Consider the following 21,151-nt stretch of genomic DNA (forward strand, 5'->3'; position numbering starts at 1 on the left):
AAAGCTAACAAGTATAATTGTTTTGTTAGTTAAATGTTATGGTGTATTGTAAAAAGTTAGGTAAAGCTGATGAAGGGGAAGACCAAATGATGGATCAACACAAACACAGCAGGTGGTCTTTTATCAGGGACATGGGCATGGAGCGTAAGCTGCTGCTCGTCTTTCTGGTTATTATCACACTGCCTCTTTCTATTATCAGCATCATCAGCTTTAAGAGCTATTCCGAGTCGATTCAAGCGAATACCGTCGCTTATTCAGAGAAGCTGATTGATCAAATGATGGACGGGATCGATGACTACATAGAAGATATGAAAAGGATCTCCTCAATGCCGGCTTATGTAAACGATATCAAGCAGAATCTGATCGCGTCCAACCGGTATTATGAACAGAAGAAAATGACCCAGGGGGACCATGGAAACGCCGGGGTAGCGCCGGGCGATTTCGATCTGCTGCTGTCTATCCAGAGGGGAATAGAGGGCAACATCTCCTTCATTAACAATATCAAGCGGGGGACGAACTCCGTCTATATTTTTGACGCCTACGGTAACGGTTATTACTCTGCCAAGGATGGCGGCGTGCGGCTTGATCTGGATCAGAGCTATGCCTTCTGGACCGAGCAGGCCAAGGATTCCAGCGGTGAAGCGCTGCTATTCGGCACACAGGCCTACACTACCAATCTGCAGAGCACCCGTTATGCTTATACCGTTGTCCGCAAAATTGTCGACAGTCTCTGGAATCCGGTCGGACTGATTGCGGTGGAGGCTAATATCAGCAATATGGAGACCCAGGTAGCGGAGCTTGACCGGGTAACCCGCGGTACATCGCTGATCGTGGACGAGAAGGGCAAGGTCATTTATGACAGTGACCAGAAGCTGCTGACGAAGGATATCTCGCAGACTCCGCTATTCCGCAGCGCTCAGGGCGCGGCCGGAAGCTTCTATGATACAGTCTCGGGCAAGGAGCGGCTGAATATTTACTCCAGCTCCTCCAAGACGAGCTGGAAGGTGATTATCTCCATTCCGGTCGATGAATTAACCCGTGATGTGAAGCTGACCCGCAACGCGACCCTGGCGGCGACACTGATTATTATTGTGCTGGCCTTGTTCATTTCCATTGTGCTGTCCTTCGCGCTGACCAAACCGCTGACGCAAATGATTCAGCTGATGAAAAGGGTGCAGGGCGGTGATCTGGATGTTAACTTCCGCGTGAAACGCCGGGATGAGATTGGCCTGCTCGGCCATCAGTTCAACCGGATGCTGGCCCGCATCAGGCAGCTGATTCAGGATATATACCGGATCGAGGAGCAGAAGAAGGAAGCGGAGCTGCATGCGCTGCAGAGCCAGATTAACCCGCATTTCATCTATAACACACTGGAGTCCATCCGGATGACGGCGGAGATTAACGATGACGTAGAAGCTGCCGATATGATCTCAATTCTGGGCAAGCTGCTGCGGTATAGCACCAGTGAATTGTCAGGCCGGACAACGATGAAGCAGGAGCTGTTATATGTCCGCAACTATGTTGAGCTTCTGGGCTGCCGTTATCCGGGACGGTTCGTGCTGCAGATCGATGTACCTGAGGAGCTGGATCATTATTCGATCATCAAGCTGGTGTTCCAGCCGATTATTGAGAATGCCGCGTACCATGGGCTTGATGACAGTAAAGAGCATATGCATCTCAGCATCAGCTGCGAGATCACCAGCCAGAAGCTGCTGTTCCATATCCGCGACGACGGCTGCGGGATGGAGCAGGCGACCCTGGACAAGCTGAACGATGATCTGAAACGGGAATCGCCTCCGAAGAAAAGCATCAATGGCGGGATCGGCATGAAAAATGTACATCAGCGGTTACAGCTGAACTACGGGGCAGCTTATGGCATTGAGGTGTTCAGTAAGCTAGGCGAGGGAACGGATGTTATCCTCTCGCTGCCGCTTCCCCCGTACCGCTCGGCCAGTGAATCAGAGACAGAAGGGAGTCAACCGGATTGAAAAAGACGAACGCACACCGGCCTCTGCGTATAATGTTGTTACTGCTGCTTCTGCTGTCTGCGGGCTGTGACAACTCCGGCAGCCAGCCGGCCGTTCCGGCAACGCCTGCAGCAGACCATGAACAGCAGAGCCTGTCCGGTACCATTCTCATGCTGACGAACCGGATTGATCTTATTGAGAACGGTACAATGCAGGGGTATGCCGACCAGTTTATGAAGAAGTATCCGGAAGCAAGCGTAGAATTCGAAGGCTTATCCAACTATGCGACCGATATTATGGTGCGTCTCTCCACCAAGGATGCCGGTGATGTGCTGCTGCTGCCGGTCAATCTGCCGGCGAAGGAGCTGGATTATTTTTTTGAGCCGCTTAGTGCGGAGATGTCTGCCGGGGAGAGGTTCACTACCTTTGCTGCCTATGACGGCAGAAGATACGGGCTGTCTACCGGGACAACGACAAGCGGGATTGTCTATAACAAAAAGGCGTTCAAGCAGGCGGGCATCACGGAAATTCCGCAGACGCTGGATGAATTCTACGCCATCTGCGCCAAGCTGAAGCAAGCGGACATTACACCGATCTATATGAATTACGGTGCAGTCTGGCCTCTGCGGGAATGGGGCAATAATATGGTTAATTACATGACCGGGAATCCTGATTACCTGAACGATATGGTTCATGAGAATGCTCCCTGGCAGCTTGATAATGAATGGGGCCGATTACTCGGAATTACCCGTACCATCATAGCCCGCGGTTATGCAGAGGAAGAGCTGTTCTCGAATAATTGGGAGATTTCCAAAACCAAGCTGGCTAAAGGGGAGGCCGGGATGTTCCTGAGCGGCAACTGGACTATCCGCCAGATCCTTGATGCCGGAGCGGCTCCGGAGGATATCGGTTTTTTCCCGTTTCCCTATGATAACGGGCTGAAGCATTATGCACCTCTGAATCCCGACTGGTTCATCGGCGTCAGCAAATTCAGCAGAAACAAGGAGTTGTCGATGGCCTGGGTGGACTTCCTGGTCCATGAAACCTCTTATACCGCAGAAGGATTTCTTCCGCTGGACGATAACGCAGAGCCCTCCATGGAACAATACCGTGAATTTCTCTCCTATCAGCCTGAGCTGGTAGAGGCGACCGTACAGACGGACACCTTTATTGATATGGCCAACCGCTCGAAGCTGTCCTTTGCCTCCGGAGATTATATCCAGGAGCTGATTGCCGCGCCGGATTTACAGAAGGCCTTTGACGGACTGAATGAGAAGTGGGAGGAAGCACGCGCTTTAACGGACACAAAGTAAAGAGAAGACTATAAAAAAGCAATACAGCACATTTTATATTGCCGGGATGAAGCCTATAATTGAAATGGTAACGCAATCATTGTGCAAGCGATAATAAGGCTGGAGGCGGTTTGCCAAGTGATCAGAATCATGATTGCGGATGATGAGGAAGTAATTCGCCGCGGGCTTGAGAAGATTACTTCCAGAATGGATGTGGAAGTGGAGGTTATCGGCTCGTATGGTAACGGTCTGGAGGCGTGGAATCACCTTTCAGCGATGTCATCAGGGGATCTTGATCTGCTGATTACGGATATCAAGATGCCTAGGATGGACGGCTTTAAGCTGATTGAAGAAGCCAGAGGCCATATGAAGAATCTGCCCATTGCGGTACTGAGCGGGTTCAACGATTTCGAATATGCTCGGCGGGCGATCCGGTTCGGCGTGATGGATTATCTGCTGAAGCCAATCGAGAAAGCCCAGTTATACGAACTGCTGAAGCGGGTAGAGGAGAACAGGCAGCTGAAGTCTTCCGGAACGGAACAGCCGGTATTGCAGGCTCCGGGAGGCAGGGAACATCACGTGGTCGAACAGACCAAAGTGATCCTGGAGAAGGAATACAGCCATAACTTCGAGCTGGAGCGCCTGGCGGAGACGGTCGGAATGAATGCCAGCTATATCAGCCGCCTGTTCAAATACAAGACCGGACAGACGATTACCGATTATCTGATTGGTATACGGATTGCGAAGGCCAAGGAGCTCCTGACCGGGCAGCCTGAACTCAAGAATTACGAGATTGCCGAACGGGTCGGCTATAATGATCCCGTATATTTCAACAAGCTGTTCAAAAAAATATGCGGCATGACTCCCAAGGATTATAAGAGCGGCTGCCGAGTTCCCAAAGAGTAAGAAGCGCGGATAAATGCATGTGAACAGGATGAAATGAATTGCGGAGGGCGAAAGCCCTCTTTTTTTGATGTTTTTTTGTATTAAATAATAAAATAATAAAAACAAAAATAACAAATTGAAGACCAGAAAAAACAATTCAAACCATCGTTTTAGGGTTGAATACGATCTATAATTAGTCTGTAAGCGATACCAACACTCTTTTTCACGAGAATAGGCGTTAATGAAGCTCATGTGTGGTGAATTAATCTTTAATTCCGTGGAAGTCTGTTAGTTTATTGTTATTATGATCTGTGAATCGGAGAGAGGGGTCTAACCAGCAATGAAGAAGACAAAGGCAGTTACAAGTTTAGCAGCATTGACGCTGATGGCGGGTTTATTCGCAGGCTGTTCGAGCAATAACAATGCGGATAATGCAGCAGCAACTAACGCAGGGAATACAGGGACAGGCACGGAGGCTACTGCTGCTCCTGAGGGAGATGCAGCCAAGGATATTAAAGGCAAAATCACGGTAATCACCCAAAGAACGGATATCGTTGATACCGTATTCAAGGATTACGCAGCCAAGTTCAACGAGAAATATCCGGATGTCAAAGTAAATTTTGAAGCGCTGTCGAACTATGAGGACCAGATCAAAATCCGGATGAGCACGAGCGATTACGGTGATGTGCTGCTGCTGCCAACCAGCGTGGCGATCAAGGACCTGCCGGAGTTTTTTGAGCCGCTGGGTAAAATGTCCGATCTGGAGCAGCAGTATACGGGCCTGGAAGAACGCACGGTTGACGGCATTTCTTACGGGATTCCGGTCACCGTTAACTTCTCCGGTGTGATCTACAACAAGCAGGTATTCAAAGATGCGGGTATCACTGAGGTTCCAAGAACCTTTGAACAGTTCCAGACTGCTCTGCAGAGCATCAAAGACAAGACGGATGCAGTTCCGCTGTACACGAACTATGCAGCAGGCTGGACGCTCACCCAATGGGAATCCGATCTGGCTACGGTTGCCGGAGACCGCGATTATGTAAATATCGCTCAGGTTGCCTCGGATGATAACTTCGTGCCGGGACAACCTCACTACGACCTGTACAAAGTAATGTACGATGCCGCGAAGAACGGACTGATTGAAGAAGATCCTACGACTACTGACTGGGAATCCTCCAAGGCTGATCTGGCGAACGGTAAAATCGGGACGATGATGCTCGGCTCCTGGGCCATCGGCCAGATCAAAGGCCTGGCTGCCAATCCGGATGATGTCGGCTTCATGCCTTTCCCTACCAACGCAGACAAAATTCTGGTCCCGCTGTCCGACGATTATAACCTGGGTGTAAGCATCCACAGCCAGAACAAGGAAGCGGCAAGAGCCTGGGTGGACTGGTTCATTAATGAATCCGGCTATCCGACCACAGAAGGCGGCGGCATGAGCCCGGTTAAGGGCGCTGAGCTTCCGGAAATCCTCAAGCAATTTGAAGGCACGGACGTAACCTTCGACACCCTTGCACCCGCCAAAGCCGGTGAAGAGGGCTGGGTGGATGCGATCGATAAAGAGGCAGAGATCGGCCTCTGGCAGCCTGACTTCAAGAAGGTAATCATTGAAGCCGCCATCGGCAACCGCAAGGATTCCTATGACGATATCATGAAGGACCTGAACGACAAATGGAAAGCGGCAAGAGCTAAGATTACAACCGCACAATAAGCTTTAAACCTCGCAGAGTGAAGACAGATTCAAGAGAACGGGGAGATGCGTCAGCGCATTTTCCCCTTCGCTTTTGCGGGTACAGGCAGGATATGGAGTAATAAGCTAGTGTTCTTAGGAGGTGTGGAGAGATTGTCCAACTTAAGCTATAAAAATCAGCGGATATTGATCATCCTGCTGTTCTCGTTAGTTCCGGTACTGCTGCTGTTGACGTTCTCATATTTACCCGTATTCAAAATGTTCCAGTACAGCTTCACAAGCTGGGACGGCTTCAGCAAGAAAATGGATTATGTCGGTTTCGACAACTATAAGACGATCTTCACCAAACCGGAGTATTTCGCCGTGTTTAAGGTCAGTCTGTATTATTTCTTCGCCACCTTTGTGCAAATGGGACTGGCCCTGTATTTCGCGACCATCCTGAGCTTCAATGTCCGTCTGAAGAACTGGTTCAAAGGCATTCTGTTCTTCCCGACACTGCTCAACGGGGTAGCCATAGGGTTCATCTTCCTGTTCTTCTTCAAGCCGGAGGGAACCCTCAATACGCTGCTGGACCTGGTTGGACTCGGCGCATGGCAGCAGAAGTGGCTGCTGAATCCGCATCTGATCAACATTTCCCTCGCCTTTGCTTCCGTCTGGAGATACATGGGGATGAACTTCATCATCTTCCTCGGAGCGATTTCTTCCATCGGCAGCGATATTTATGAAGCTTCGGAAATTGACGGTGCGAACCGCTGGCACCAGTTCAGACATATTATCATTCCGAGCATCAAGCGTATTCTGCAGCTCAATCTGATCCTCGCGGTGAGCGGAGCGATCGGTGTCTTCGAAATTCCGTATGTCATGACCGGCGGCTCTAACGGCAGCGGTACCTTTGTCATTCAGACCGTCGATGTGGCCTTTAAATACAGCAAGCTGGGTCTTGCTTCGGCAATGGCTGTAGTGCTTCTGGGTATTGTTATTGTCGTGACCATTCTGCAGCGTGTGCTGATTAAGGAGGAGAAGTAAGAGATGCAACCTTTCAAATACAGCGCAGCTTCTTTCTTCAAGTACCTTACCTTAGTCTTAGGCGCGCTTGCCGCCCTAATTCCGATTATTGTCGTCTTCTTCGCCTCGCTCAAAACCAATGCGGAGTATGCCAGTACCGGACCGCTTACCATGCCGGAGAACTGGCTGAATTTCACCAACTATACCAAAGCTTTTGTCGACGGCAAAATGCTGCTGGGCTTCATGAACACCATCATCATCGTACTGATCTCCATTGCCGGCGCTACCCTGACCGGATCGATGATGGCTTATATTCTCGCCCGCTTCAAATTCAGAGGCAGCAGCCTGCTGATGGGCGCTTTTCTGCTGGCAACCCTGATTCCGGCGGTAACCACACAGGTTGCTACCTTCCAGATCATCAACTCGCTGGATTTGTTCAATACGCGCTGGGCGCCCATTCTGATGTATCTTGGAACAGACATTATCGCCGTTTATATCTTCATGCAGTTCCTGGACTCGATCTCCGAGTCGCTGGATGAATCGGCCATGCTGGACGGGGCATCGTACTGGACGATTTACTGGAGAATTATTCTGCCGCTGCTGAGCCCTGCCATTGTTACGGTCATTATCGTGAAGGGCGTTAACATCTACAATGACTTTTACACGCCTTTCCTGTACATGCCAAAAAGCAGCCTGCAGGTCGTCTCTACCGCGCTATTCAAATTTAAAGGGCCTTACGGCTCGCAATGGGAAGTCATCTGTGCGGCAATTATGATTGCGATCATTCCGACGCTGATTGCCTTCGTCTCCTTGCAAAAGTACATTTACAACGGTTTTGCACAAGGTTCAGTAAAATAAAAAACATTTGGAGGAATCCTACATTGAAAGAAGTTAAGCTGACTACTGACCAGAATATCCCGAACATGCCTTGGCAGGACAGACCCGCAGGCAATGACCATCCGGTATGGAGACACAGTGACAACCCGGTCATCAAACGCAATCCGGCCAAAGGCGTTGCCCGGATCTTCAACAGTGCTGTTATTGCTTATGAGGGCAGCTTTCTCGGCGTGTTCCGTGTAGAGGACAACACTACCCGCCCTCACCTGCGGATGGGCCATAGTGCGGACGGTCTGGACTGGACAATCGATGACGGGCCGATTCAGTTTATAGATGAAGCGGGCCAGCCGTATGCACCGCGTTATGCGTATGACCCGCGTCTGGTGAAGGTGGAAGACACCTATTACATCATCTGGTGTACAGATTTCTATGGTGCTGCCATCGGGGTAGCCAAGACACAGGATTTCAAAACGTTCATCAGCCTGGAGAATCCGTTCCTGCCGTTCAACCGCAACGGCGTGCTGTTCCCCAAGAAGCTGAACGGCAACTTCGTGATGCTGTCCCGGCCGAGCGACAGCGGACACACACCGTTCGGCGATGTCTTCCTGAGCGAAAGCCCGGACTTCGTGTACTGGGGCAAACACCGTCATGTCATGACCAAGGGCGGACAAGGCTGGTGGCAGAGCACCAAGATCGGCGGCGGTCCTGCCCCCATCGAAACGAGCGAAGGCTGGCTGATGTTCTATCACGGGGTTACAGGAACCTGCAACGGCCTCGTGTACAGCATGGGTGCGGTGATTCTGGATAAGGACGAGCCGTCGAGAGTCAAATGCCGCTCGAGAAACTTCGTGCTTACCCCGGAAGAATGGTATGAGGAGAGAGGTTTCGTCAACAACGTGCTGTTCCCTTGCGCAGCGCTGACCGACGCTGAAACCGGCCGCATCGCCATCTACTACGGCGCTGCCGATACCTATGTAGGCATAGCTTACACCACTGTGCAGGATATTGTGAACTACGTCATCGACACCCATGAGGAAGTGGGCGATGATGCCGGCCTGGGCAAGATCTAGGACATCATCAACCCTAAGGAGAGTCAGCATGAACGAAAGATCACTGCCGCAACTGCAGGCATACGAAGGCAGCAGCCCGAGGCCCGTGGACTTTGAGGACTACTGGGAGCGCGCGCTGCGCGAGCTGGATGCGCAGCCGCTGGATTATGAGCTGGTGCCGGCGGAATTTACGAGCCCGTTGGCGGATTGCTTCCATCTGTATTACACCGGAGTCGGCGGAGCCAGAATACACTGCAAATATGTAAGGCCCAAGACCCTATCCGGCGGGAAAGGCGGTCCGGGCGTGGTCATGTTCCACGGCTACGCCTGTGACAGCGGTGACTGGCTGGAGAAGGTGGGGTATGCCGCCCACGGGATCAGCGTACTCGCCATGGATTGCCGCGGCCAGGGCGGATTGTCCGAGGATAACCTGAGCGTTCAGGGCACAACGGTCCGGGGGCATATCATCCGCGGGATCGATGATCCGGACCCGGATCATCTGTACTACCGCAATGTATTTCTCGATACCGCCCAGACCGCGCGTATCCTGATGGCCATGCCGGAGGTTGACCCGGAGCGGGTCGGCGCCTTTGGGTTATCGCAGGGCGGCGGGCTTACTGTTGCCTGTGCCTCGCTGGAGCCGCGCATTAAGGTGGCCGTACCTGTATATCCGTTCCTCTCCGATTATAAGCGGGCCTGGGAGACGAATATTACAACCTCTGCCTATGAGGAGCTGAACTATTATTTCCGCTTCTTCGACCCGCATCATCTGCGCGAGGATGAAATTTTTGGCCGCCTGGGTTATATCGATATTCAGAATCTGGCAGACCGGGTGCAGGCTAAGGTGCTGTGGGTAACCGGGCTGACAGATACCATCTGTCCTCCTTCGACCCAATTTGCTGCATATAATAAAATCACGTCTGACAAGGAACTCCTGGTATATCACGAATACGGCCATGAGTACCTTCCGTATCTTGCCGACCGGACACTGCAGGCATTTATGGTGTTGTGAGATGAACAACAGCCCGTTCACCATTGTGAACGGGCTGTTTTTTGTTGTCTTTTTTTCTGAAACTAATCAAGAATTCTCCTGCAAATAATCCATTGTCGAACAATACTATAATTCATTGTAATATTAAGTAACTATGTTTTCAGACACCAAGGAGGATTGCAGGTTGCTTAATAGGTTAAATAATGCGCTTCTCATAAGTAATAAGCTGAGTCTCACAACGCTGTTAACGGGGCTCGTGACGCTGGTAATTCTGCTAACTTCGGGTATTCTTCTGGTGGGTTCGTATGAGTCCAAGAAACGATCATTGACGGAGACGACGCTCCATCTGAATTATATTAATGCTGACCGTATGTCGAGGACGATGGATTCCTTATTTCTATCTATGCAGGGCAGCTTGAAATACAATGCCGGTATATTGTCCGGTATCGAGACCATGGCACCGGAGAAAGTGAATGAATATTTAGATCTGATGCGCAGCAGCAGCAATTTCTTCAATTCTATGACAGTGGTCGAAGCAAGCGGATTAATCCGCAATGTATCACCTGTCAGCTTGGGAACAGCAGGTAAGCACATCACCTCCAGCAATAGTCTGGAAGCTTTGGCGGTCCAAAAACCGTATATATCCTCCCCGTATCTGACAGCGAATACTAAGCGGCTGATCGTGTTTTTGAGCCAACCGATCGTTGGTAACACCGGTACATATCTCGGAATGTTAAGCGGCACGATCTATCTGCAGGAGAATAATGTCCTGTCTGAAATTTTTGACAACGGCCAGGAGGAGGATTCCGGCGCTTATTATTATATTGTGGATTCGGACGGGCATCTGGTGTATCACCCGGACAAGCAGCTTATCGGAGAGAGTGTCAGCAGCAATGCAGTTGTCCAAAGATTGATGAATAAGGAGAGCGGGGAGCAACAGGTGCGGAATACCCGGGGCACCGAGCTGCTTGCCGGCTACTCGAGCGTTCCGGCCAATGGATGGGGAATTGTGGTGGTCTCACCGATTGGGCAAATCCATAAGGAACTGATCGGCCACATTCGTATCCTGATCGGTTATTCCTTATTCCCGTTTATCATCATGCTGCTGGGCGTTATTCTCCTGGCGCGCAAGTTTGCAAGCCCCTTTGTCTATCTGGCCAATGTGGTGAGCAAGATGGGGAAGGAAAAGATAGAATTACGGGAAGCGAAGCAGTATTGGAGCCGGGAAGCCTATCTGCTGACCAATGGTGTATTGCTTGCCTTGGCCAATATTCAGGAGCAGACCGATCAACTGACCCAGGAAGCTGCGACGGATGCTCTGACTGGCCTGATGAACCGGAGATCCCTTGAACAAACGATAAATCAATGGATAACCGCCGATTTACCCTTTTCACTTGTCATGCTGGATGTAGACAAGTTCAAGCTCGTTAATGACACTTATGGCCATAACAGTGGTGATGAAGTGTTAATACATATTGCCGGGGTGGTGGCGGCCTCTCTCCGCCCGGACGATATCTGTTACCGCTATGGCGGTGAAGAATTCGTTATTCTCCTGGCCCGCACCACGCCTGAAGAAGCCTTTAAGGCAGCTGAACGAATTCGCCGGGCAGTAGAACAAAGCGAGGCTCCGGTTCCTGTGCAGGTTACGGTTTCTCAGGGCGTGGCGCATTATCCATCGCATTCCCCTGAACAGGAGGGATTGCTGGAGAAGGCGGATCAGGCGCTGTATCTGGCGAAGAGCGGGGGGAGGAACCGAACGGTTATCGCTGAATGAACACGAAACAACGGCAGGCTCATTTACGAGCCTGCCGTTGTTTTTGCGGTTTCAATGTGAAGGAGGCTCCACATTGAAGGGCAAGCTCCGCTTAGGAAGCCTGCTCAAACTGGCTGTTATAGAGCTCGGCATAGAATCCGTTCTTCGCCAGCAATTCTGTATGGCTGCCGCTTTCCAGGATATCGCCGTCCTTCAGGACCAGAATCACATCGGCGTTCTTGATCGTGGACAGCCGGTGGGCGATGACGAAGGAGGTTCTGCCCTCCATCAGCTGATCCATCGCCTGCTGAATCAGCAGCTCAGTCCGGGTATCCACGGAGCTTGTAGCTTCGTCAAGAATGAGCATCGGCGCATCCTTCAGCATCGCGCGGGCAATGGTCAGCTGCTGTTTTTGTCCGGCGGACAGGTTGACCTTATCGTTCAGTACGGTATCATATCCGTCGCTAAGGCTCTGAATGAAGCGGTGCAAGCCAACGGCCTTGCAGGCTTCTACAAGCTTCTCGTCCGTGATATTCTGCTGATTGTAGATCAGGTTCTCCCTGATTGTTCCTTCAAACAGCCAGGTATCCTGCAGCACCATGCAGAACAAATCGTGGATGTTCTCCCGGGTCAGGCTGCTGATCGGTGTGTCATCGATGTAGATTTCTCCGCCGGTCAGCTCATTGAAGCGGATGAGCAGATTGACGAGCGTAGTTTTGCCTGCGCCGGTCGGGCCGACGATGGCCACCTTTTGCCCCGGCTTCACTTCTGTCGAGAAGTTTTTGATCACCAGGTTCCCGGAATTCTCATAAGCGAATTTCACCTGGTCAAAGCTTACTTTGCCTGCGGCAGTTGCCAGTGTGTTCTCTTTGCGGCTCTCGTCTTCCATTTCCGCTTCTTCGAGGAATTCAAACACGCGTCCGCCTGCGGCCGATGCCGATTGCAGATTCTGCGCGGCCTGGGCGATCTGGGATAACGGCTGGGTGAAGTAACGAACATACATAATGAAGGCGACGATAACCCCGAAGGAGATAGTTCCATCCAAGGCCAGTACAGCGCCAACGACACAGACGGCAACGAAACCAAGATTACCGATAAAGCCCATTAGCGGCGGCATCAGCCCGGAGAGGAATTGCGCTTTGAAGGCGCTGTTCTTCAGCCCCTGATTCAGTTCCTGGAAGGTGGTGCGCATCTGCGCTTCACCGTTGTAGGCTTTTACAACATTATGCCCGGTATAGACTTCCTCAACATGACCGTTGATTTTGCCCAAGAATTCCTGCTGGCTGGCAAAATACTTCTGCGATTTCTTCATAATAACCGCCATCAGGCCGAAGCCGATAATTGTCGCTACGATAGCGGTAAGGGTCATAATTACATTGGTCCGGAGCATCATGATGATCGAACCGATGAACATGGCTACGGCGGTTACGACTGTACCTATGCTCTGGTTCATCGCCTGGCCGATGGTATCCACATCATTCGTTACCCGGGAGAGGATATCCCCTGTGGCCGACTTATTGTAGTAGGAGATTGGGAGCCGGTTCATCTTATGAGCCAGATCGGTTCTTAATTTCTTGGAGATCTTCTGGGTAATATTCGACATGATCAGGCCCTGCGAGAGTGAGAGCACGGCGCTGATGGCGTAGATCACGACGAGGGTAATGCCGATGGCAGCAATGCCGTCCATATCGATCCCGCCTGCGAGACCGGCAGTGATTTTGTCCGTAATCTCGGAGAGCATATCCGGACCGAGCAGGGTGAGCACGGTTCCGGCCGCCGCGCAGATCAGCGCAATGACGATCACCGGAACGTATTTACGGCAGTAACGGAGCAGCTTGCTCCAGGTATTCTGTCCTTTAGCTTTGGTTTTCATCTTCATTAGGCGAGCTCCTCCTTGGTCAGCTGTGAGTAAGCAATTTCCTGATAGACGGCGCAGGTCTGCATTAATTCGTCATGCGTGCCCATACCGGCAATTTGCCCGGCTTCCAGCACGATGATTTTGTCGGCGTCTTTAATCGTACCAATGCGCTGGGCGACGATCAGCATCGTGGACGCATGAGCCTCCTTCTTCAGCTCGCTGCGCAGCTTGCGGTCCGTCTTATAGTCAAGCGCCGAGAACGAATCATCGAAGATCAAGATTTCCGGGCGCCGGGCAATCGCTCTGGCAATCGACAGCCGCTGCTTCTGTCCGCCGGACAGATTGGAGCCGCCTTGGGCGATGTGGGCCTCGTAGTTGCCCTCCAGCTTTTCCACAAATTCAGAGGACTGGGACGTGTACACCGCATCTACAATATCGGAGCTGAGCACCTCACCGGCACCGTTCTCGCCAAAAGCAATATTCGAAGCCACCGTTCCGCCGAACAGTACCGCCTTCTGGGAGACATAGCCCATTTTATTACGCAGCACCTGCTGGTCGTATTCTTTGACATTGATGCCGTTCACTAGCACTTCGCCTTCAGTAGCATCATAGAAACGTGGAATGAGATTAACGAGCGTACTTTTGCCGCAGCCTGTTGAGCCGATAAAAGCAACCGTCTCCCCTTGCTTCGCCGTAAAGCTGATATTCTCCAGCACATAATCCTCTGCGTCAGGATATTTGAAGCTGACTCCCCTGAACTCAAGCTCATCCTCACGCTTCACAGGGAAATGAGTGATTGATCCGTTCTTCAGGCTAGGCGCAGTTTCCAGCACTTCGTTGATACGTTTGGCCGATACCTGGGCACGGGGCAGCAGGATGAAGATAATAATCAGCATCATAAAAGCCATTACGACCTGCATCGCGTACGATGAGAAGACGATCATATCCGAGAACAATCCCATCTTGGCCGTGCCCTCGGCGGCTTGGATAAGCACGGCTCCGATCCAATAGATCGAGAGGCTGAGTCCGCTCATGATTAAGGAGATACTCGGCATCAGCGTGGTCATTACGTTGTTGGCGAACAAATTGGTGCGGGTAAGCTCATTATTGGCAGAAGCGAATTTCTCTTCCTGATAGCTCTCGGCATTGTAGGCCCGGATGACCCGCAGACCGTTCAGATTTTCTCTGGATACGCGGTTCAGGTTGTCCGTTAACTGTTGCAGCTTTTTGAATTTAGGAAGAACGAGAGTGACGCTGACTGCGACAATCAGTACCAGCAGCCCAACAGAGGCGCCTGTCGCCAGCGTCCACTGCCAGCTTTTACCCGTAATCTTGAGGATTGCCCATACGGCAAGGATAGGTGCCTTGACCAGCAGCTGTAAGCCGATGACAATCAGCATCTGCACCTGGGTGATATCATTCGTGGAGCGGGTAATCAGGCTGGCGGTCGAGAAGTTGCTGATCTCCTCCATGGAGAAGGACTGCACCTTATCGAACAAATTGGCGCGTAATCTGGCTGACAGGTCGGCCGCGATTCTGGCGGCAATCCCTGCCACGACAATCGAGGTCGCCAGACTGCCGAGCGCACAGAGCAGCATCCAGGCTCCGGCCGTAATGATCTCACTCATTTCGCTGCCCGGGGTCTGGATCAGCCGGGTAATATCACTCATGTAGTCAGGCAGCTCCAGGTCCAGCCAGACCTGCGCAATAATGAACATGAGGCTGATGCCGAATAAGAACCATTCTTTGGGCTCCAGGTTCTTCAGTAATTTCAACATAAGAATGACTCCTTTGCGTGTTTGTTGCTATGATCGTACCGGAGAATGATAAACTGAAAATTAACTTTTGCTGAAACAAGCAGAAAATACTATGAAAAAGAGGCCGTCCTGGGAGCGGCCAAGAAGACCGGATATGACAAAAGAGGCCATCCCGGGAGCGGCCATGAGGTGGCCGTTCAGCTTGGGATAGCCTCTGTTTATTGAAGGATAATCAGTATGATATTGCTTAATTTGCGTACTTCTGTTTCCATTCTTCAAGCCATTCCGAATAACTCATGTTTGTAACCTCTTCCAGACTGTCACCATTCAGTGCATAGTATCCGCCCGTCATAACAATAAGTTTGTTTTTGCTCTTAGGTGTTGAACCGCCTCCGATAACCTTACCATCTGCAAACATGACCATTACTGAGGTGTCATAATTATTTTGCTTGTAGATAGAAGCGAATTTCTTCTCAAGAGGATGGCCGCTTACAATAAAGTCATAGGTGACGATTTCTTTCCCCAGATAGGATTCTGGCTCTGTCTGTTGAACGGCCCAAAGCTTCATATACGAAAGGTCACTAAACATTTCCCGGCTGAGAGTATACCTTGAGGTCTCCCCCTCGTTGACAATGATCTTGTATCCCAGTGAATTCACATATTCTGCGGCAGCTCGTTCATCATCTTGAATCCTGTTTGAATCTTTTTTATTACAGGCTGTGAACAACAGCAGAATAATTCCCATCATGATGAAGACTGTTTTTTTCATACATGGATTCTCCTGTGCTTAGATGAGGCTGGCTTAATCATATTCATTATTTCCCGATTCTTTTGTTGAACAAGAGTAATGCTAAAGGAGTGAGGAAGAGCATGCCTAGAACGGATAAAACCACTGGTAATAAAATGGAAGTTTTTGGCTGCTGAAGCGCTCCGCCTCCCAGACCCACAACTGCCGCTCCCATATCTTCTGTATTAGTTTTATAAAAGCTGTCATTAAGTTCATTAAGTTTATTATTAAGTTCTTTTGGAGTGGATAGCTTATTGGTGTTCAAGTCAATATAATGTTTGTCTGCTTCGTCGTTAATATAAACTGAATTAATATTATAGTGTTTGTCATCAATGAGTTGAATCTGGCCCTTGCCTTTATATTGAGTTATTGCTTGTTTAAGCTTTCTATCGAAATCATCCTGGTTACTGATATTGAATATTTTATACTCGCCAGTGTCGTTGTTCGCTTCTATTACAGCAACTTGCTTACCATCCAAATAGAGCGGGAATTTATATCCGGCAAACTCTAGCGAAGAGATATCTGATAGATCAGCTATTCTATAAAATGCTATTCCTTCACCCAGAGTCGCATCGTGAAAAACTGTATTTTTGAGACCGTGAAAACTGTCCTTGTGGGATTCCAGCGTATCGGCATAATGGAGCTGATAATCAGACAGAATAATCTCTTTAATGGAAGAATCGGCCTTCTCAAAGTCCGTACTTGCATAAACTGAGCCACTACAGATTAACATGCTAAACAGTATTAACATCGCCATAGCATAACGTTTCAAAAAAAATCCCCCTGTTCATTTTTAAAGTAAGCGCTTTAAGTTATTTTCGTTTTATGTTGTTTACTGTATTGACCCATGTCCAGTTGGTATTGCTTTTAAAGGTATTGAAGTTCTGGACATTGCTTGAGCCGTATTGCGGATCAATGTAGTACAAATTTTGTGTGCTATTTGCGGTGTTATAATAATAACCGTTAATCAAAAAAGCGTGACCGCTATTGGTTCCTGGTTTTACCATAGCGGCAATTACATTAGAGTTTGTATCAATGTTGGAAACTACATTCTCGAAGGTAGGGACAGTAACTAAGGCTGTCGAGGAAACATTATATGCCGCAAGACCTCTCTGCATATCGTAAACATTTCCTGTTGTATCATAGTAGGAACCTATAACAGCGGTTACAATATTAGTTTGAGTTGCATTTGTAACTCCCAGATATTTGGCGGCCATACTGGATACTGCGGCCCAACATAAATAGGTTCCTTGCTGAACCTGAGCGGTTACATCATTAATTTTTACTGCAGTTGCAGCGAAGGCGCTTGCTGAAAATAAACAAATAGAAATAATAGAGCATGCAACAATTGATAGTTTTTTTGGTCTGGAGAATTTCATCTTCACGTTCCTTCCTGTGCATTGGGTTAATATGTAGCGGAAATCTACCGGCCGATAGTCTTCTGGTTAGATTGTATAATTCACAATTAGTTTTTTAAATGTGGGAATTAAAGGGTTTATATAGAAAAATATAGATTTTATATTTGAGGAAAGTAGTGCAGTGGCAGATGCTGAGTAAATACTAAAAAAGACGAAGCTGGTCAGCTCCGCCTAAATACCTCACTGCTTCAAGAATTATAAAGTACATCTTCCGCCGAGACGGTTCCCCGGCATAGCTCTTCGAAGCTGCCGGCAATCCATGCTGCGTCGTCATAACCGAGATTACCGGAATGGGCGATGAGGATGGGATAGGCACCATCTTCCCGGGCCGTACGCATATCCCAGATATAGTGATGGCCGCTGCCGTCCATGGCGAAGGGAACCCCGCCCGTCATGTATTCGGGGAATTCGTATGCAAGCATCATAGAGCGTAACTGGTCCGTACCGAACAGCTGGACATACCGTTCACCGTTGCCGAATTCTCCGCCGTTAGAGTAACGCAGGAAACTCAGGTATGCTGCAGGCAGAGGCAAGTCAGGAATGGTCCAGAGTGCCGGATCGAACGGCCGGTATACGGCATAAAGCGGATCGGTAACCGGAAAAGGATTCCGCTGCCGTCCGGTGATCTCCGCAATTTCCTCTTGCGTCAAAGGCTTCTGCCATTCCTCTGTGAAGCGTGTCAGCTCAGGCTCAGAAGCCCCCGGATGCTTCTGGTAACAAATCTCAAACAACGATTCTACATTCATCTTCTGGTAGCCCCCTTAAGTCTTGTAGATTTAGTGTAACATGAACAAGAGCGGCAGGTTAATCAGGGCAATTACTTGGAGGCAGCTGAATCTTGCACTGGTTATAGCTGATTATGACAGATAAATTCCGGGTAATGAACGGGAGATTAAGGGCTTGAATAGGCCGAAAATACATAATTTCGAATTCGGAGGGAACCAAAGTGAGCGAGGAAGAAGTGGAAGCAACCGGCTGGGATGCCATTGAGGAACAGATGTCGGGTTTGTATGGACAACAGGAGCCGAAGCATTATGCTGCCTTGTTGCCTTACATGCTAGGCGGAAAGGACCCGCTGAACGGAATCAGTGCCTATAAGGCGGAGCTGCCTTATCCCCATTGGCACTTTGTAACCTTCGGATTCTCTGAGCTATATGACAAGGAATCAGAGGACCCGGAATACAGCGGCTACGGATTTGAGCTGACCTTCCGGCTGGCACGTACTGCCGGAGAAGAGGAGCCTCCGGCCTGGGCGATGAACCTGCTGCAGAATATGGCCAGATATGTGTTCAGCAGCGGCAATATTTTTGCTTCCGGACATTATCTGGATGCGAACGGTCCTATCTGTCTGGGTGCAGACACGAGGCTGACCGCTCTGGCTTTTACCGGTGATCCGGAGCTTCCGGCAATTGATACCCCGAATGGACGGGTAGAGTTTCTGCAAATGGTGGGGATTACCGCCGATGAACTGGAAGCCATGATGTCTTGGAATACCAACGCATTCCTGCAGGCCAGCCAAGGAGTACTACCTGCATTTATCACCGATCTTGGACGGGATTCACTGCTGCGGCTTCCGGTAATAGAGGATGCAGTGCGGCAGGGGATTGAACGTGACGGGTCCCAGACAGGCATCCTGTATGTGGATCAATTGGACTTCGAGCCTGGCAGAAATCGTCTGCTCAGCAAAGCACCGGCCGTCCTGGCTATGGGGGCACAGCAGGCAGCGACGGTAGTCAGGCTGCTGCGCGGCCGTCTGCTGAAGGGCAGGAAGCTGACGCTCACCAGCCCTAAGCTGCAGGTTGTGCTGGAACCGGCACAAGAGACCGGCTGCAAGGAAGACGGCGGGAACATCCGCATCGGCCTAAGTGAAGCTGCTGTCCTGGAGCTGGAATCGAAGCTTAAGCCTAAGGAAAGCGAGTTCAAGCTGTCCACGGCCAAAGAACTGATGATACGGGTGAGAAAGACGTATATCAAAGACCAGGAGGGCAAGGTAATAGATACCATCGGCTAATAGGTGGGGGCGGTCAGGTGGACCGCCCTTTGTTGAGTAATCATCGAAGATAAGGCCCCACTTTGTGGGGATATTTTATTTGGTGGACGGAAGCTTTTTTGAGGCAGGGAGCAGCAGGGTAAAGGTGGTTCCTTGCAGCGGAACACTATCACAGGTGACGGTTCCGCCGTGCAGCTCAGTGATTTTACGGACAATGGTAAGCCCCAGCCCGTTACCCGCAGTGGAGTGGGAAGTATCCTGCTGATAGAACTTGTCGAACACCCTGGGAAGTGCAGCCGCACTGATCCCGGCACCGTTATCCCGGAAGGTGATTTCGATCTTGTCTTCGGCCTGCCGCATCGAAACTTCGATTTCGCCATGCTCGGGAGTGAATTTAATGGCATTGTCGAGCAGATTCAGCCAGACCTGATTCAGCATCTCTTTATTCCCCGGCACCTCATAGTCCTGTACGTTGGCTGTGATGGATATATGCTTTTTCTCCATTTTGGGATGCAGAAGTAAGACACATTGGCGGATCTGTTCGCCAACGTTGAAGGGCTCGCGGCCCGTTAATATCGTCTGGGCCTCCACTTTGGACAGGCTCAGGACGTTGGAGGCGAGGGCGGCCAGACGGGTGGATTCCTCAATGACAATATCCAGATATTCATTCCGTTCTTCCTTGCTCAGCTCATCATCCTTGAGAATTTCGGCGAACCCTTTGATCGACACAATCGGGGTACGGAACTCATGCGAGAAATTGTTGATGAAATCCGTGCGCAGAATCTCAATGCCGCCCAGCTCATCCGCCATCCGGTTGAAATTAGCGGAGAGAATCTTGAATTCTGGCGGATTATTGAGCCGCAGCCGGGTGGTGAAATCTCCTCCTGCCAGCTGGTTGGTGGCATCGATGAAGGTACGGATGGATTTCAGCATCCTCCGGCTGGCCAGACCCGAGGTGACGGTGCCGATCATGATGCAGGCAATTAATGTGATAAAGGTAAGGACTTTGAAATCCTGAATGATGCGTTCATTGAGCACACCAAAGACCATCAACAGATAGACCAGTATACCGGTAATCAGAACAGTAATGAGGAAGATGATAAATACAGCAAGCGAGAAGTAGAGCGACAGGCCGATTTTACCCGTCAGCCTCTTGATCATGTTCATGTTCTCACCGCCTTATATCCGAGCCCGCGGACAGAGACCAGCTCGAACTCCGGATAGGCTTCAAAACGTTTGCGCAGGCGGTTGATATGCACATTCACCGTAGTGTCCGTGCTTTCGCTGTCCATCCCCCAAATCTCGTCCATCAGCTGGATGCGGGTGAAGATGCGCTCCGGATAGGATAAAAGCTTATAGAGCAGATAGAATTCCTTCTGCGGAAGCGTCTGCTTGTCCTCGTCCCGGGTCACGGTTAATGTGTCATAGTCCAGATGAACCCTGCCGATCACCAGCTTACGGGCACTCGCAATCTGCGAGCGGCGGAGAAGGGCCTGGATTCTCAGCAGCATTTCTTCTGTATCTACAGGCTTTGTCATATAATCATCGGTTCCGAGCCGGAAGCCTTTTTTCTTATCCTCAGGTAGCTGTTTGGCTGTGGCCATTAGGATGGGAATTCGATTGTCCGCTTCCTTGAGCTCTTCGGCAAATTCGTACCCGTCCATCTCCGGCATCATAATATCCAGAATAATCAGATCGATATACTGGACTTCAAGAACCTCCAGTGCTTCTCTTCCATTCTCAGCCGTTACCACGTCATAACCTTCCCGTTTCAGGACAGCGTTCATCAGCTTGCGTACATGCTTATCGTCTTCTACAACAAGGATCTTTATCATGGTTTCACTCCATAGGTTGTCGGATTTGACCGCGTTT

At 50.2% G+C, this 21,151-nt stretch carries 18 protein-coding genes; 10 read left to right on the plus strand and 8 right to left on the minus strand.

The genetic code is table 11. The features are described 5' to 3' along the window. Positions 1–86: 86 nt before the first annotated feature. The 9 genes from MHI42_RS30585 to MHI42_RS30625 all read left to right on the plus strand — a co-directional run bounded on the left by MHI42_RS30585 (position 87) and on the right by MHI42_RS30625 (position 11,490). Positions 87–1,988: a sensor histidine kinase gene (locus tag MHI42_RS30585; protein ID WP_171717292.1), complete on the plus strand. Its 1,902-nt coding sequence runs from the start codon at positions 87–89 to the stop codon at positions 1,986–1,988. Next, on the plus strand, positions 1,985–3,280 hold the full coding sequence (locus tag MHI42_RS30590) for an ABC transporter substrate-binding protein (RefSeq protein WP_342421612.1): 1,296 nt from the start codon (positions 1,985–1,987) through the stop codon (positions 3,278–3,280). Before MHI42_RS30585 ends, MHI42_RS30590 begins: the two co-directional genes overlap by 4 nt. Before the next feature lie 117 nt (positions 3,281–3,397). Further along, the gene (locus MHI42_RS30595) at positions 3,398–4,165 is read left to right on the plus strand and encodes a response regulator (protein WP_171717291.1); all 768 of its coding nucleotides are present in this window, start codon (positions 3,398–3,400) and stop codon (positions 4,163–4,165) included. Between the two features lie 319 nt (positions 4,166–4,484). Further along, positions 4,485–5,855 carry an extracellular solute-binding protein gene (locus MHI42_RS30600; RefSeq protein ID WP_042138987.1) on the plus strand — a complete coding sequence of 457 codons (1,371 nt, stop codon included), beginning with the start codon at positions 4,485–4,487 and terminating at the stop codon, positions 5,853–5,855. A gap of 123 nt (positions 5,856–5,978) precedes the next feature. Beyond that, positions 5,979–6,860 (plus strand): sugar ABC transporter permease, encoded by an 882-nt coding sequence (locus tag MHI42_RS30605; RefSeq protein ID WP_042138986.1) that lies wholly within the window; start codon positions 5,979–5,981, stop codon positions 6,858–6,860. Between the two features lie 3 nt (positions 6,861–6,863). Next, a complete protein-coding gene (locus tag MHI42_RS30610; RefSeq protein WP_171717289.1) occupies positions 6,864–7,697 on the plus strand; it encodes a carbohydrate ABC transporter permease in 834 nt (277 codons plus the stop codon). 23 nt (positions 7,698–7,720) lie between these two features. Next, positions 7,721–8,746: a glycoside hydrolase family 130 protein gene (locus MHI42_RS30615; protein ID WP_342421613.1), complete on the plus strand. Its 1,026-nt coding sequence runs from the start codon at positions 7,721–7,723 to the stop codon at positions 8,744–8,746. A 28-nt stretch (positions 8,747–8,774) separates the two neighbouring features. After that, positions 8,775–9,737 carry an alpha/beta fold hydrolase gene (locus MHI42_RS30620; protein WP_342421614.1) on the plus strand — a complete coding sequence of 321 codons (963 nt, stop codon included), beginning with the start codon at positions 8,775–8,777 and terminating at the stop codon, positions 9,735–9,737. A gap of 163 nt (positions 9,738–9,900) precedes the next feature. After that, positions 9,901–11,490: a diguanylate cyclase gene (locus MHI42_RS30625; protein ID WP_342421615.1), complete on the plus strand. Its 1,590-nt coding sequence runs from the start codon at positions 9,901–9,903 to the stop codon at positions 11,488–11,490. A 91-nt stretch (positions 11,491–11,581) separates the two neighbouring features. Here the strand turns inward: MHI42_RS30625 and MHI42_RS30630 are convergent, their stop codons facing one another. The 6 genes from MHI42_RS30630 to MHI42_RS30655 all read right to left on the minus strand — a co-directional run bounded on the left by MHI42_RS30630 (position 11,582) and on the right by MHI42_RS30655 (position 18,035). Next, positions 11,582–13,348: an ABC transporter ATP-binding protein gene (locus MHI42_RS30630; protein WP_342421616.1), complete on the minus strand. Its 1,767-nt coding sequence runs from the start codon at positions 13,346–13,348 to the stop codon at positions 11,582–11,584. After that, the gene (locus tag MHI42_RS30635) at positions 13,348–15,105 is read right to left on the minus strand and encodes an ABC transporter ATP-binding protein (RefSeq protein ID WP_342421617.1); all 1,758 of its coding nucleotides are present in this window, start codon (positions 15,103–15,105) and stop codon (positions 13,348–13,350) included. The genes MHI42_RS30630 and MHI42_RS30635 overlap by 1 nt, the downstream gene beginning before the upstream one ends. A 226-nt stretch (positions 15,106–15,331) precedes the next feature. Then, on the minus strand, positions 15,332–15,853 hold the full coding sequence (locus tag MHI42_RS30640) for a hypothetical protein (protein ID WP_342421618.1): 522 nt from the start codon (positions 15,851–15,853) through the stop codon (positions 15,332–15,334). Positions 15,854–15,899: 46 nt separating this feature from the next. After that, positions 15,900–16,643 (minus strand): hypothetical protein, encoded by a 744-nt coding sequence (locus MHI42_RS30645; RefSeq protein ID WP_342421619.1) that lies wholly within the window; start codon positions 16,641–16,643, stop codon positions 15,900–15,902. 40 nt (positions 16,644–16,683) lie between these two features. Continuing rightward, on the minus strand, positions 16,684–17,250 hold the full coding sequence (locus MHI42_RS30650; RefSeq protein WP_342421620.1) for a papain-like cysteine protease family protein: 567 nt from the start codon (positions 17,248–17,250) through the stop codon (positions 16,684–16,686). Positions 17,251–17,477: 227 nt separating this feature from the next. After that, positions 17,478–18,035, minus strand: coding sequence for an SMI1/KNR4 family protein (locus MHI42_RS30655; protein ID WP_342421621.1), 558 nt, complete (start codon positions 18,033–18,035; stop codon positions 17,478–17,480). 251 nt (positions 18,036–18,286) lie between these two features. Between MHI42_RS30655 and MHI42_RS30660 the strand changes: the two genes are divergently transcribed. After that, on the plus strand, positions 18,287–19,300 hold the full coding sequence (locus tag MHI42_RS30660; protein WP_342424836.1) for a suppressor of fused domain protein: 1,014 nt from the start codon (positions 18,287–18,289) through the stop codon (positions 19,298–19,300). Between the two features lie 75 nt (positions 19,301–19,375). Here MHI42_RS30660 and MHI42_RS30665 read toward each other — a convergent pair whose 3' ends face one another. Together MHI42_RS30665 and MHI42_RS30670 are read right to left on the minus strand one after the other, a co-directional pair. Continuing rightward, positions 19,376–20,446 (minus strand): HAMP domain-containing sensor histidine kinase, encoded by a 1,071-nt coding sequence (locus MHI42_RS30665; protein WP_342421622.1) that lies wholly within the window; start codon positions 20,444–20,446, stop codon positions 19,376–19,378. Further along, positions 20,443–21,114, minus strand: coding sequence for a response regulator transcription factor (locus MHI42_RS30670; RefSeq protein ID WP_342421623.1), 672 nt, complete (start codon positions 21,112–21,114; stop codon positions 20,443–20,445). Before MHI42_RS30670 ends, MHI42_RS30665 begins: the two co-directional genes overlap by 4 nt. Positions 21,115–21,151 lie beyond the last annotated feature (37 nt).

This window comes from Paenibacillus sp. FSL E2-0178 (genome assembly GCF_038593005.1).
Lineage (GTDB): Bacteria > Bacillota > Bacilli > Paenibacillales > Paenibacillaceae > Paenibacillus_AQ > Paenibacillus_AQ phytohabitans.